Below are 13,201 nucleotides of genomic sequence, written 5' to 3'. Positions count from 1 at the left end.
CAGACCCAACCGGCTCCGGCCGGCTCCAAGCAGCCCCAGCCGACTCCGGCAGGTTCAACCGGCTCCAATTCGGCTCCAGCCCGCTCCAGCCCGCGCGAAATCGGTTCCGGCAGACTCAGCCGGCGTCCAACGTCCCGGCAGACTCCGGCAGGCCCCTTCTGGGCGTGACGTCGCACGTCAGCCGCCCAGGTGGTAAACCCGTACCCGTGCTCATTCTGCTCCCGCCGTCCGAGGGCAAGGCCGCCCACGGCACCGGTCCCGCTGTCGGTGACCTGTCCTTCCCCAGCCTCGCCAGGCCGCGCACCCGCGTGACGAACGCCCTCGTCAAGGCCGCCAAACGCCGCGACGCCCTCGACGTGCTGGGCCTCAGCCAGGGCCAGGCCGCCGAGCTGGACAAGAACCTCGCGCTGAAGACGGCGGCCACGCTGCCGGCCGCCGAGCTCTACACCGGCGTCCTCTATGACAATCTCGGCCTGGCCACGCTGGACGCCGAGGCCAGGGCCAGGGCGGAGCGGGCTGTGGTGATCTTCTCGGGCCTGTGGGGCGTGCTGCGGATCACCGACCGCGTGCCGCCGTACCGGCTGTCCATGGGGGTCAGCCTGCCGCCGATGGGCGCCCTCGCGACGTTCTGGCGGCCGCTGGTGAGCAAGGAGCTGGACCGGCTGGACGGGCTGGCCGTCGACATGCGCTCGGCCACGTACGCGGGCGCGTGGAAGGCGGGCGCGCGCGGGGTCGCGGTGCGGGTGCTGCGGGACGGCAAGGTCGTCAGCCACATGGCCAAGGCGACCCGCGGCGAGATCGCCCGGCGGCTGCTGGAGAGCGCCGCCGACCCGGCGACGCCCGACGAGCTGGCGAAGGTGCTGACCGACCTGGGTTACGCCGTGCGGCTCTCCCCCGGCCGGATCGACGTGGACGTCACCTGACAGATTTCGCCGGACAAGCGGAAGGGGGTACGGCCCGCAAGGGCCGTACCCCCTTCTCGCGCGACACCTAATCCAGGTAGTCGCGCAGAACCTGTGAACGCGACGGGTGACGAAGCTTGGACATCGTCTTCGACTCGATCTGCCGGATGCGCTCGCGCGTCACCCCGTAGACCTTGCCGATCTCGTCCAGCGTCTTCGGCTGCCCGTCGGTGAGACCGAACCGCATCGACACGACGCCCGCCTCCCGCTCCGACAGCGTGTCGAGAACGGAGTGGAGCTGCTCCTGCAGCAGCGTGAAGCTGACGGCGTCGGCCGGGACGATGGCCTCGGAGTCCTCGATGAGGTCACCGAACTCGCTGTCGCCCTCCTCACCGAGAGGGGTGTGCAGCGAGATGGGCTCGCGGCCGTACTTCTGGACCTCGACGACCTTCTCGGGCGTCATGTCCAGCTCGCGGGCCAGTTCCTCGGGCGTGGGCTCGCGGCCGAGGTCCTGCAGCATCTGCCGCTGGACCCTGGCCAGCTTGTTGATCACTTCGACCATGTGGACCGGGATGCGGATGGTCCGCGCCTGGTCGGCCATGGCGCGGGTGATCGCCTGGCGGATCCACCACGTGGCGTAGGTGGAGAACTTGTAACCCTTGGTGTAGTCGAACTTCTCCACCGCGCGGATCAGGCCCAGGTTGCCCTCCTGGATCAGGTCCAGGAACAGCATGCCGCGCCCGGTGTAGCGCTTGGCCAGCGAGACCACCAGCCGGAGGTTGGCCTCCAGGAGGTGGTTCTTGGCCCTGCGGCCGTCCTCGGCGATCCACTCGAGCTCGGCCCTGACGTCGACGGGCAGCTGGTCGACCTCGCCGCCGCCGAGCTGCTCCTCGGCGAACAGGCCCGCCTCGATGCGCTTGGCCAGCTCGACCTCCTGCTCGGCGTTGAGCAGGGGGACCTTGCCGATCTGCTTGAGGTAGTCCTTGACGGGGTCGGCGGTGGCGCCGGCGGCGGCGACCTGCGCCACGGGGGCGTCATCGTCGTCGTCGGAGAGGATCAGCACCTCGTCGTCGCTGGTGGCGACGGTCTCGGGCTTGGGCTCCTCGTCGGGCTCCTCGTCGGCCTCGACTTCAACCTCGACCTCGACCTCGTCGACCTCCAGGTCTTCGAGGTCCTCGAGCTCGACGTCGCCCTCGAGGTCGATGTCGTCCTCGTCGACGCCCTCGGGCGCCTTCGGCTTGGTCGGTGCGGGCCCGTTGGCGGGCGCCTCGGCCTTGCCTTCCTTCTTGGCAGGCGCTGCCGCCTTGCGGGCCGCAGGGGCGGCCTTCTTGGCGGGCTCGGCCTTCTTCGCGGCGGGCCGCTCTGCGGAGGCTGCCTCAGCGGCGACGACCGCGGTCACGGTCTCCGGCTGCTGCTCCTTTGCGGCCGCTGCGGTTCTCGTCTTGACGGGGGCAGCGGTACGGCGCTTTGCTGGACCACGAGACTTCTTCGGAGCCGCCGAGTCAGCGGCGGTCAGCCGGACGACGACGCCCTCTTTGCTGAGCGTCCGCAGGACCCCCGCGGCTTGCGACATGGGGATGTCCGCCTCCTCGAAGGCCTGACGGACATCCTCGGACTCGAGGAACCCCTGCGAGCGCCCACGCTCGAGCAGTCGCTGAATGACGGGCTCGTTCAGCTCTGATGGCTTCGAGCGAGTCGAACTTGCAGGCGACACGAACACCTCTCGAACGAACGCGTGGCGACAATGGACCCAGATGCCCGCTGGGGGGCTATGCCTCTCTAGGAGATCGGTGCGGCCGTGCGGAGCGCAAACGGACCATCCAGCATTCTGGCACGACCCGGCACTCCATACGGCCACCTCCCGGCGGTTGACCTCCACCCTAGGCCGACCGGAACAGTAGTGCGTACGGAAGCGGTGCACTGATACCCGAAAGCAACCCTTATGACTGTTTCATTCAGTCACTCTTCGTGGCTGCGGGAACGTGAATCGCGAGCGCCGTGACGTCATCGTCCTGTTCGTAGCCGGACAACATGCGATCTACAAGGAAATCAAGCAGCATGTGCGGATTGTTTACGACTTCGTGTGGCGCTTCGGTCACAACCGAGCAAAGCTCCGCGAGTCCCGCGTCCAGCCCGCGCTTGCGGTTCTCCACCATGCCGTCGGAGTAGAGCACGGCGGTGTGCCCCGGCGGCACCACGAACCGGAACTGCCGCCGCGAGGTGGGCCAGCCGAGCGGCGTGCCGGGCTCGGCGTCGCACAGGATGGCGCTGCCCTGCGGCGAGATGAGCACGGGTGGCGGGTGGCCGGCCAGCGCCAGCGTGCCCTCGCCGGTGCCGGGCTCCACGACCATGTAGGCCAGCGTGGTGACCTGCTCCTCCTCCTCGGTGGCGTCGAAGACCCTGTCGAGCCCCGTCAGCACGGCCGCGGGCGGCGGGTTGGTCAGCGCCAGGGCACGCATCGCGTTGCGGATGCGGCCCATGCCCGCCGCGGCCTTGACGCCCTTGCCCATGACGTCGCCGACGACCGCGGCGACCCTGCCGTCCTGCAGCACGAACGCGTCGTACCAGTCGCCGCCGACCTGCACGTGGCGGCTGCCGGAACGGAACCGCTGGGCCAGCACCAGGCCCTTGACCACCGGCAGCCGGTCGGGCAGGAGGCTGCGCTGCAGCGTCTCGGCGGTGCGGTGCTCGCGCTCGAACAGCGTGGCCCGCTCGACCGCCAGCGCGCACTGGCCGGCCAGCGCCTCGAGGAAGACGCCGTCCTCCTGGGAGATCTTCTGCGGCCTGGTGAAGGAGAAGCGCAGCGCGCCCAGGGCGCGCCCGGCGGCCAGCAGGGGCAGTCCGACCCAGGCCCGCTCGTCGCTGTGGGCCAGGAAGGCCGTCAGGACGTCCTCGTCGCCTCCGGCGTCCAGCAGCTGGGCCTTGAGGCTCTCGGGCGATTCGGCGAAGACCGGGCGCCTGCTGTTGACGGCCATGGTCAGGACGCTGGAGTGCGACAGCGGCACGTCCTCGCCGGTGGCGCCCGGCACCTCGGGCACGCCGCCGCCGTTGACCAGCTTGAGCACGGCCCTGTCGAGGTCGAGCAGCGCCACCGCCGAGCGGTCGGCGGCCAGTGCCGTACGGCCGACGTCGATGATGACCTGCACCACCTGCTCGACCGTCAGCGCCTCGGCCAGCATCGCCGTGGCGCCCTGCAGCCTGGCCGTGCGCAGCGCGGCGGCGCCGAGCTGGTCGGTCAGCCTGCCGCGCATCTCCTCGGCCTCGCGCTGCGGCGTGACGTCGGTGTTGGCGCCCACCCACTCCACGACGCGGCCGTGCCGGATGATCGGCACGGCCCGCACCTCGAAGTGGCGGTAGCCGCTGGCTCTCGTGCGGACGCGGTAGTTCCACTCGAACATGGTGCGGCCGCGCAGCGCCTCCTTCCACACCTCCTCGGTGTGCTGGCGCTCGTCGGGATGGACGGCCTCCAGCCAACCGTGCGCCAGGTACTCCTCCAGCCCCTGGCCGGTGATGGCGCGCCACTGCGGCGCGTCCTCGACCACCGCGCCCGTGGGCGAGGTGATCCACACCAGCTGCGACTGCGCCTCGACGAGGGAGCGGTAACGCTCCTCGCTGCGCCGCAGGTCCTCCTCGGTCTGGCGGCTCTCGGTGACGTCGGCGCCGATGAGCGCGACGGCGCGCAGCTCACCCTGCTCGTCGTGGACCGGCGAGAACGACAGCGACCAGTGCCTGGTGTCGCCCTCACCCGAGCGCACCCGCACGCGGCCCTCGGCGACCGGAGCGTCGCTCTCCACCACGCCCTGCACGGCGTGGGTGATCAGCCGGCTGAGGTCGGCGGTGAGGGTCTCGGCGGGTGTACGGCCCGGCAACCGGTCCGCGGGCACGCCGACGACATCGCTGAACACCTCGTTGACCCGGTCGAAGCGCCCCTCGGGGTCGAAGAAGGCGAAGGCGAACTCCGCCTCGGACATCAGGCCCTTGAAAAGGCCGGAGTCTGAGATGTCCACACCCGACTCCCGGGGACGGGGCACGGAGGTCTCGGCGCTCATGGTCGGCACCTCCGTCGCGTGCCAGGGTCTCCCACGCGGCACATCTCCATAACTGTGTATCGGTGTAGCGCAGCTCCGGGCGACCGGATTCTGCTGTACATCATCGGCGATGGGCATGCACGGACGGAAGCCCCGGCCGCCATACGGTCAACGCATCCTGTCAAAGTCGCTCCACTGTGCGCAGCAAGATCAGGCTACTTGCCCTTGGCCGCCTTCTTGGCCTCCTGTTTGGTGGCCCGCACCTTCTCCAGGCTCTCGCCGTCGACGACGTCGGCCACGGAGCGGAACGACCCCTCCTCACCGTAGAGTCCCGCGGCCTCGCGCCAGCCGTCGGGCTGGACGCCGAGCTGCTTGCCCAGCAGGGCCAGGAAGATCTGGGCCTTCTGCTTGCCGTACCCGGGCAGGTCCTGCAGCCGCCTGAGGAGCTCCTTGCCGTCGCTGACGTCCGCCCACAGCAGCTCGGGCCTGCCGTCGTAGTGCTCGACGAGGTAGGCGGCCAGCCGCTGCACCCGTTCGGCCATGGACTTGGGGTAGCGGTGGACGGCCGGCTTCTCGGCGAGCACCGCCGCGAACGCCTCTGGATCATAGGCCGCCACCTCCTCGGCCGTCAGCTCGTGGCCCAATCTCTGCGAGATCGTGTAGGGGCCGGAGAAGGCCCACTCCATCGGGATCTGCTGATCGAGCAGCATGCCGACGAGCAGGGCGAGCGGACTGCGGCCGAGCAGCTCGTCGGCCTCCGTCCGCTGGGCGAGCTGGATGCGCATGGAACCAGCTTCGCATGAAAGGAACTTCCAAGAAGCGAACACAGGCGCCACAGAGGGTTGACAGCTGCCCGAGAACCGGTGGAATGGGAACGCACTCCCCAGCTTGACCGTTCTTGGGGTTTTGCCCCGTGGCTCCAGAGGAATCTCACTCCTATGCTCGCACTGGCCACTCGACTCATACGGGAACCGGTGAGCCTGCGCCTGGCCGCCGAATTCCTGACCGTGCCCATCGAGACCGTCGACCGCTGCGTCGCCGACGCTCTCGCCTGCGTCGAGCACCTCGGCATCGAGGCCACGCCCGACATCGTCGAGCGGATAGCCCGCGAGCACCTGCTCGCCATCGTCAACTCCGCGCCGCCGCCGCGCCCGCCCCGATAACATCAAGACCCGGCCTGCTTTCGTCTGGCGGACGGCGACGGCCGGTCAAGCACGGTTTCTCATTGGTAAACGCACCGTTTCCGCCTGGAATGCGAGAGAGTGGAGGGCGTGCGCCGACACCGACGAGACCCAAGGGAGAGCACTCCGCCTGACGACGTGTTCGCCGAGATGGTGCAGGCGGCCCGCGAGCTGCTGGCCGTCCGCAGTCCCCTCGACGCCGAACTCATGGTCTCCGACATGGTCGGCGCCTGGTGGGGCCGCAGGGTGCGCGGGGGCGACGTCGAGCAGGTCCTGGGCGAGGGGCTGGTCGACTACGCGGCCAAGGCGGGCACGCCCGCGTCGCTGACGCTGCTGATCTGCCTGGCCTACCTGGGCACGGCCCGCCAGGGCGCCAAGGCCGAGGGCGCGGCGCTGGCGATGATGGAGTCGGGGGTGGCCAGGCCGGGATGGGCCGACAGGGTCGGCGCGGTGAAGCCGACCGGATGCTACGTCTCGCGCGACGCCTACGGCGACCAGGACACCGTGATCTGCACCTTCGGCTACCGGTGGAGCGAGGAGCGGACCGAGGGCGCCCACGCCGCGGCCGCCCACCCGCAGGACCGCCACGCGCTCGTGATGGTCGTCGACTACAACATGTCGGGCATGGCCCGCGACGCGTGGGTCTCCACCCACGTCGACAAGCTGCTCGACGAGGCCCGGGCGGAGGCGGAGGCCAACCCGATGCTGCTGTTCGAGGAGGTCGAGCCGCAGCAGGCCAGGGCACTGCTGGAGTCGGCGATGCGGGCCACCCGCGAGCCGAAGAACCCGCCGCCGGTCAGCGACAGCTACAGCGCCTACCACGCCTTCGCCAGGTCCAGGCTGAAGGCGCTGCCGCCGGGACGCAGGCGGCCCGCCCCGCTGCACAGCGAGGCGCCCTACAGCAGGGAACGCAGGGCGATGCTGGCCGCCGAGTTCCTGGCCTCCGACGCGGCCGAGCACCTGTCCGACCCGTCGGCCGCCTCGCGCTGCGCCGACCACATCATCGACTACGGCTGCGAGCAGGACTTCGACCGCCCGCTGCGGGTCAGCCCCACCAAGTGCGAGACGTTCCTGCTCGACTGGCTGCCGCGCAAGGTCATGCTCAGCCACGCCGAGCAGGAGGCGATGCCGCACGTGCTGGCGGCGTGGGTGCGGTTCGCCGCCCGCCGTACCGGGCTGCCCGAGCAGGGGATCGCGGCCACGCTCGACGGGGTGTGGGAGGCCACCGCCCGCTTCCCCGACGCCTACCGCGATCCGGCCTCCTTCGGGCTCGACATGGCGCTGATGGAGCGGCTGCTGCCGGACGGCGACCTGTCGGCGCTGGCCAGGCGGGTGTTCGCGTTCCCGATCCTGCAGGGCAGGCACGGCGACATCGACCTCGACACGCTCAACCCCGCCGACGAGGCCGACCGGCGCATCCTGCTGGAGATCGACCACGTCGGCGAGATCGACGAGCAGCACCTGGCCTGGCACGAGGAGATCGCCACGCGGCTGTGGGAGGGCGATCCGCCGCAGCTGTGGGAGGCGGCGCAGCGGCTGCTCGACCTGGGCCACGACCGGCACGAGGTGCTCCACGTCCTCATCGAGATCGTCGAGCGCATCGGCGCCGACCCCGAGGAGCTCGCGTCCGCGCTGGATGACATCGCGGACATCCCCGACGGCCTGTAGCGTCATGACCTATGGTGATCGACCTCAACGCTGACCTCGGAGAGGGCTTCGGCATCTGGCGGCTCGGTGACGATCTCGCCCTGCTCGACATCGTCACCTCGGCCAACGTCGCCTGCGGCTTCCACGCGGGCGACCCTGTGACGATCAGGCGCACCTGCGCCGCGGCCGTCGACAGGGGGGTGACCATCGGGGCGCAGGTGTCCTACCGTGACCTGGCCGGTTTCGGGCGCAGGGAGATGGACGTCGAGCCGGAGGAGCTGTGCGCCGAGGTGCTGTATCAACTGGCCGCCGTCGACGGGATTGCTCGGGCGATGGGCGGCCGGGTCGCCTACGTCAAGCCGCACGGCGCCCTCTACAACCGGGTCGTGCGTGACCCCGTGCAGGCCGCCGCGCTGGTCGACGCGGTGCTCGACTACGACGCCGGCCTGCCCGTGCTGACCCTGCCCGGTTCGGTGGTCCACACGGCGGCGGCCGAGGCGGGGGTCCCGACGGTCACCGAGGCGTTCGCGGACCGCGCCTACACGCCGGCGGGCACGCTGGTCTCGCGCCGCGAGGAGGGCGCGGTGATCCACGACCCCGGCGAGGTGGCGGCGCGGGCGGTGCGCATGGCCGTGGACGGCACGGTGACCGCGATCGACGGCTCGAAGGTGTCCGTCAAGGCGCGGTCGGTGTGCGTCCACGGCGACACCCCCGACGCGGTACGGCTGGCGCGTGCCGTACGGGACGGCCTCCTGGAGGCCGGGGTGGCCATCCAGTCCTTCGCATGAGCCTGGTCAGGCCCGCCGGAGAGCACGGACTGCTGGTGGAGACGGGGTCGCTGGCGGCCTCCCACCGGCTGGACGCGCTGCTGCGCGCCGAACGGCCGGCCGAGGTCGAGGAGATCGTGCCGGGGCCCGAGACGGTGCTGGTGGTGGCCACGGGCGGCGACCAGTCGCGGCTGCGCGCCCGGCTGTCCGAACTGGCCGAGCTCGCCTCGGCCGGCGGCGATTCCCCGGCGCTGTCCGAGAAGGTGGTGACGATTCCCGTCGTCTATGACGGGGCGGACCTGCCGTCGGTCGCCGCCGAGACGGGCCTGACCGTGCCCGAGGTGATCGCCAGGCACACGGGCACCGAGCTGGTGGCCGGCTGGCTGGGCTTCGCGCCGGGCTTCGCCTATCTGACGGGGCTGGACCCCGTGCTGCACGTGCCCCGCCTGACCACGCCGCGCACCTCGGTGCCCGCGGGCTCGGTGGCGATCGCCGGTCCCTACGCGGCGGTCTACCCCACGGCCTCGCCCGGCGGGTGGCGGCTGCTCGGCCGCACGTCGCTGCGGGTGTGGGACGTCCACGCCGACCCGCCGTCGCTGCTGCCGCCCGGCACCCGGGTACGCTTCGAGGCGACATGATCGAGGTGCTCGCCCCCGGGCCTTACGCCACGGTGCAGGACCTGGGCCGGCCCGGCTACGCGCACCTCGGCGTGCCCCGCTCCGGGGCCGCCGACGCCGCCGGCCTGCGCCTGGCCAACCGCCTGGTCGGCAACCCCGAGAGCAGCGCGGGCCTGGAGCTGACCTTCGGCGGCGCCAGGCTCCGCTTCCTGAGCGGCGCGTGGATCGCGGTGACAGGGGCGGCCTGCCCGCTGACGGTGGTCTCAGGGGCCGGGGCGCACGGGATGGCGGTGCCCTTCTGGCTGCCGCCGGGCGCCGAGCTGCGGGTCGGCGCGCCCGCCGCGGGGCTGCGGACGTACGTGGCCGTGCGCGGCGGCATCGACGTGGAGCCCGTGCTCGGCAGCCGCTCGACCGACTCGCTGTCGGGGCTCGGGCCCGAGCCGCTCCGGGCGGGCACGCGGCTGCCCGTGGGCGCCACCGGCGCGCTCGCGCCGATCCGCGCCGACCACGCGTCCGCGGGGGCGCTGCCGCCGCCGGTGCTGCGCGTGCTGGCCGGGCCGCGCGACGACTGGTTCGCGCCCGGCGCGCTGGCCGGGCTGTGCGCCCGGCCCTACGAGGTCACCCAGGACAGCAACCGGGTCGGCGTACGGCTGCGCGGCACCGCCCTGGAGTGGGCCCGCCGGGGCGAGCTGCCGAGCGAGGGCGTGGTGACGGGGGCGATACAGGTGCCGCCGAGCGGGCAGCCGATCGTCTTCCTGGCCGACCATCCGGCGACCGGCGGGTACCCGGTGATCGGCGTCGTGCTGGACGCCGATCTGCCGGTCGCCGCCCAGGCCCGTCCCGGCGACGCGCTCACCTTCAGGCTCGTACGGCGCTGACCCGGCCGGGGCCGCGGACCAGGGCCCCTTCGGCGCGCCGCCCTCTTCCCCGACGGCTGGTCGCCTCCCGGTTCGTCAGGCGCCGGGATCCTGCGCGGTGGCGGCCCGCAGCCTGGCGACGGCCGCGGCGAGCGGCTGCTCGGGGACCGGTTCGAAGAGCTCGAGAACCGGCTCGCCGTCCTTGCTCTCCCAGACGCCCGCCACGCGGCCCTGGTAGATGACGACCGGCGAGATCCACCCCGCCGCCCGGCTCACCTTGGACTTGACGCCGGCGGGGATGAGCGGCTCCAGGGATCGGGGTGCGCCCAGGATGTACTGATCGAAACCGGGCAACAGGTGCACGGCCTGCGAAGGCTCGGTGGCCGCCAGGTCGTCGAGGTGCTCAGTGAGTGCCAGCAGCGGAGTGCCCTCCACGTCGACCTCGGTGAGCTCGGGGGCCAGGTCGCGGAACCAGCCCTTGAGCACGCCCTTCCTGGCCACGCCGCCGAACAGCCAGGTGTCGAAGGCCTCCGGCGAGGCGGGGCCGTGGGCGGCGAGGAACGCGCGCGCCAGCCGTACGCCCGCCTCCTCGAAGGGTGGCAGCGCGGCGGGCCATGACGGCAGCCACGCGCGCGGGGCGGTGAACGTCACCCTGCCCTCGCGCGGCGGGCCGTAGCAGAGCTCGCCGAGGCGGGCCAGCGGTTTGAGGAGCACGCCCCAGCCCGAGGTCAGGGCCTCGCGGAGGTGGTCGTCGCCGGTGCGGTCGACGACGGCCTCCACCAGTTCGTCGCGGGTCAGGGGGGCGCCGCCGAGGACCCGGGGGACGGCGTCGATGATCGCCTCGGTCTCCGCCGCGGTGACGCCGTGGCCGCGCTGCCACGACCCCTTCTCCCAGAAGCGCAGGGTGCTGAGGGCCGCGCAGTAGTCGGGCAGGTCCTCGGCGGGGACGAGGTGGAGGGTGCCGCGCATGATCCAGGTCTTGACCAGGGTGCGGTCCTGCCAGAGGGCACGGTCAAGCTGCCCGGGGTCGGGGGTGGCGCTGCGGACGGCGACGGCCTGCCGGGTGGAGGAGGCGACCTGGTTCTGCAGGCCGCAGAGCCTGCGGGCGATCTCCACCGCGCCGGGGCCGTCGGCTGCGGCGACGAACTGGCGGCGCAGTCGCCAGGAGAGGACTTGGGGCCAGGTCAGTTTCACGGATCCACTTCTACACGGCGCCACCGACACAACCGCCGGCCGGTACGGCATGCCGCCGGACGCCCGCCCCGGCAAGGACGGGGCGCCAGGCGCGGCAAGTCAGGAGGTGAAGCCGATGTCCTGGTATCTCAGGTCGTAGAACCCCCGCGCCCCCATGTTGGCGAGCGCCGCCTTCGTCGCCACGATCTGCGGCCGCTGGTAGAGGGGCAGGACGTTGACCTCGTCCCAGATCAGCCGGTCGGCCAGGATGGTGGCCTGGCGGGCCTTGCCGGCGTCCAGTTCCTCCGTGGCCCGCTGCATGGCCAGGTCGATCTCGGGTGATCCGATGCGGGCCACGTTCGCGTTCCACTGCCGGGCGCCCTTGGCGTCGGTCGTCGCGTCGGCGTACGTGCCGTACCCACTGGAAACCGGATACGGCGTCCCGAGATACGAAAAAGCTGTTATGTCGTAATTGCCGGGAATGATGTATTTCGGGAAATAGTCGTCGGCCGGCACCGCCTGCAGCGTCACCTTCACCCCCAGCCGGATCAGCATGTGCTGCACCAGCTCGCCCTCCGACTTGGTCAGCTGCGAGCCCGCCGGCATGACGAAGCGCAGGTTCAGCTCCTTGCCGTCCTTGACGCGTGTCTGCCCCTTGAGCTTCCACCCCGCCGCGTCGAGGGCCGCCCTGGCCCGCTCCGGGTCGTGGTCGCCCACCCGTCCCGCGCCGCCCTCGTAGCCCTCGTGGGTGTTCATGAGGAAGTGGTTGTCCAGCAGCGTGACCGGCCAGTCGAGGCCCCGCAGGTCCGACTCGGCGATCGCGCGGCGGTTGATCGCCATGGCGATGGCCTGGCGCACGCCGGCGTCGGCGAGCACGGCGCTCTGGCCGTTCATCGTGATGTGGCGGAAGTCGGGACCGGCGGCCCGCCGTACGACGGCGCCCCGGGTGGCCTTCGAGCGGGCGTAGCCGGGGGCGGACGGGCCGATGTCGAAGGTGTCGATCTCGCCGTTGGCGAAGGCGCCGACCAGCGCGTCGGCGTCCATGGCGCGGAAGACGATCCGGTCGAGCTTGGCGCGCTCGCCCCACCACGCCGGGTCGCGCACGAGGGTGACGGTCTTGGCGGTCCTGTCGAGAGCCTGGAACCTGAACGGCCCCGCGGTGACCGGGATGCGGTTCACCCACCCGCGGTTGAAGGTCTCCGCCGAGCCGTTGGTGGACCTCGGATAGAGCGGGGTGAACAGCGACTGCCAGTCGCCGAAGCGGTTGGCGAAGGTGATGACGACCTCGAAGTCGTCCTTGCCCCTGGCGACGGACGCGATGTCGCGGTAGCCGGTGGTCGAGCCGGCGCGGAAACCGTCGGCGGCGCCGTTCATCGCCTTCCACTGGGCCTGGTAGTCCTGCCAGGTGATGGCCCTGCCGTCGGACCAGTGGGCCTTGGGGTTGAGGGTCAGCGTGACGACCTGCCGGGGGGCGGTGGCGGTGACCTCGCCGCCGAGGAGGTAGTCGGGGTTGGCCCTGACGACCGCCTTCTCGTCGCTGCGGAAAGGGGTGGGCATGAGGGCGTCGACGACGTTCTTGGCGTCGATGAGGCCGCCGTCGACGTGGTGGACGTTCCACTGGGCCGGGTACTGGCCGATCCCCCAGTGCAGCGTGCCGCCGTCCTTGACGCGGGCGCGGTCGACGGGGTTGATGTCGAAGGCCTTGACCGCGGCCGCCCTGTGCCCTGGTGGCCCTCCGGCGGCCGGTTCGCCGCCCGAGCAGGCGGCCAGGGCCACCGCGCCTGCCACGGCCATGAGCGCGACGAGCCGGGATGTTCTCACTGTTCCTCCTGGATCGCCTCGGGCGCGGCGGCGTGGTGGCGGGCGGCACCGGAGGCGGGAGGGCCGTCCCCGGCGGCGCGCTACGCCGTCTGGAACGTTCCCGCCCCAGGCCGGCGGACCAGATGGACGCGGGGGCCCGAGACATGAGCCCCGCCATCATCACCGATCGTAGCCAAACAGATACACCCTGCGATCGATATGGAGGAGG

The 13,201-nt window shown here is 71.7% G+C and carries 11 protein-coding genes; 6 read left to right on the top strand and 5 right to left on the bottom strand.

Annotation, left to right across the window (positions count from 1 at the left end):
- The first annotated feature begins 206 nt into the window (after window positions 1-206).
- On the top strand, window positions 207-923 hold the full coding sequence (locus ACWEVS_RS23085) for a YaaA family protein (protein WP_452553229.1): 717 nt from the start codon (window positions 207-209) through the stop codon (window positions 921-923).
- A 67-nt stretch (window positions 924-990) separates the two neighbouring features.
- On the opposite strand, the gene ACWEVS_RS23080 is transcribed toward ACWEVS_RS23085, so the two are convergent.
- The 3 genes from ACWEVS_RS23080 to ACWEVS_RS23070 form a co-directional block, all read right to left on the bottom strand.
- Window positions 991-2,616, bottom strand: a complete 1,626-nt coding sequence (locus tag ACWEVS_RS23080; protein ID WP_449927893.1) for an RNA polymerase sigma factor — start codon at window positions 2,614-2,616, stop codon at window positions 991-993.
- A 241-nt stretch (window positions 2,617-2,857) separates the two neighbouring features.
- Complete coding sequence (locus ACWEVS_RS23075) at window positions 2,858-4,951, bottom strand: SpoIIE family protein phosphatase (RefSeq protein WP_354905099.1); 2,094 nt, start codon at window positions 4,949-4,951, stop codon at window positions 2,858-2,860.
- Window positions 4,952-5,145: 194 nt separating this feature from the next.
- Window positions 5,146-5,715, bottom strand: coding sequence for an HhH-GPD-type base excision DNA repair protein (locus ACWEVS_RS23070; protein ID WP_449927891.1), 570 nt, complete (start codon window positions 5,713-5,715; stop codon window positions 5,146-5,148).
- Between the two features lie 189 nt (window positions 5,716-5,904).
- On the opposite strand from ACWEVS_RS23070, the gene ACWEVS_RS23065 reads away from it, so the two are divergent.
- The 5 genes from ACWEVS_RS23065 to ACWEVS_RS23045 all read left to right on the top strand — a co-directional run bounded on the left by ACWEVS_RS23065 (window position 5,905) and on the right by ACWEVS_RS23045 (window position 10,020).
- Entirely contained in the window at window positions 5,905-6,093 is a 189-nt protein-coding gene (locus ACWEVS_RS23065) for a hypothetical protein (protein ID WP_354905103.1), read from the top strand.
- Between the two features lie 168 nt (window positions 6,094-6,261).
- Window positions 6,262-7,779: a hypothetical protein gene (locus ACWEVS_RS23060; protein WP_354905238.1), complete on the top strand. Its 1,518-nt coding sequence runs from the start codon at window positions 6,262-6,264 to the stop codon at window positions 7,777-7,779.
- A gap of 11 nt (window positions 7,780-7,790) precedes the next feature.
- Entirely contained in the window at window positions 7,791-8,546 is a 756-nt protein-coding gene (locus ACWEVS_RS23055) for a LamB/YcsF family protein (RefSeq protein ID WP_452553227.1), read from the top strand.
- Window positions 8,543-9,163 carry a 5-oxoprolinase subunit B family protein gene (locus ACWEVS_RS23050; protein WP_452553225.1) on the top strand — a complete coding sequence of 207 codons (621 nt, stop codon included), beginning with the start codon at window positions 8,543-8,545 and terminating at the stop codon, window positions 9,161-9,163. Before ACWEVS_RS23055 ends, ACWEVS_RS23050 begins: the two co-directional genes overlap by 4 nt.
- Window positions 9,160-10,020: a 5-oxoprolinase subunit C family protein gene (locus tag ACWEVS_RS23045; protein WP_452553223.1), complete on the top strand. Its 861-nt coding sequence runs from the start codon at window positions 9,160-9,162 to the stop codon at window positions 10,018-10,020. The genes ACWEVS_RS23050 and ACWEVS_RS23045 overlap by 4 nt, the downstream gene beginning before the upstream one ends.
- Before the next feature lie 75 nt (window positions 10,021-10,095).
- On the opposite strand, the gene ACWEVS_RS23040 is transcribed toward ACWEVS_RS23045, so the two are convergent.
- Together ACWEVS_RS23040 and ACWEVS_RS23035 are read right to left on the bottom strand one after the other, a co-directional pair.
- Window positions 10,096-11,193, bottom strand: a complete 1,098-nt coding sequence (locus tag ACWEVS_RS23040; RefSeq protein WP_452553221.1) for a winged helix DNA-binding domain-containing protein — start codon at window positions 11,191-11,193, stop codon at window positions 10,096-10,098.
- Between the two features lie 99 nt (window positions 11,194-11,292).
- A complete protein-coding gene (locus tag ACWEVS_RS23035; protein ID WP_452553219.1) occupies window positions 11,293-12,993 on the bottom strand; it encodes an ABC transporter family substrate-binding protein in 1,701 nt (566 codons plus the stop codon).
- Window positions 12,994-13,201 lie beyond the last annotated feature (208 nt).

The organism is Nonomuraea sp. NPDC003754 (genome assembly GCF_053605785.1).
Note: the sequence above shows the minus strand (reverse complement) of the source record. Positions and strands in the feature narration are given on the sequence as shown.

Excerpts from the sequence above, each read along its gene's own strand:
- ACWEVS_RS23075 (WP_354905099.1), bottom strand. The coding sequence starts at position 4,951 with ATGAGCGCCGAGACCTCCGTGCCCCGTCCCCGGGAGTCGGGTGTGGAC.
- ACWEVS_RS23070 (WP_449927891.1), bottom strand. The coding sequence starts at position 5,715 with ATGCGCATCCAGCTCGCCCAGCGGACGGAGGCCGACGAGCTGCTCGGC.
- ACWEVS_RS23060 (WP_354905238.1), top strand. The coding sequence starts at position 6,262 with ATGGTGCAGGCGGCCCGCGAGCTGCTGGCCGTCCGCAGTCCCCTCGAC.
- ACWEVS_RS23055 (WP_452553227.1), top strand. The coding sequence starts at position 7,791 with ATGGTGATCGACCTCAACGCTGACCTCGGAGAGGGCTTCGGCATCTGG.
- ACWEVS_RS23050 (WP_452553225.1), top strand. The coding sequence starts at position 8,543 with ATGAGCCTGGTCAGGCCCGCCGGAGAGCACGGACTGCTGGTGGAGACG.
- ACWEVS_RS23045 (WP_452553223.1), top strand. The coding sequence starts at position 9,160 with ATGATCGAGGTGCTCGCCCCCGGGCCTTACGCCACGGTGCAGGACCTG.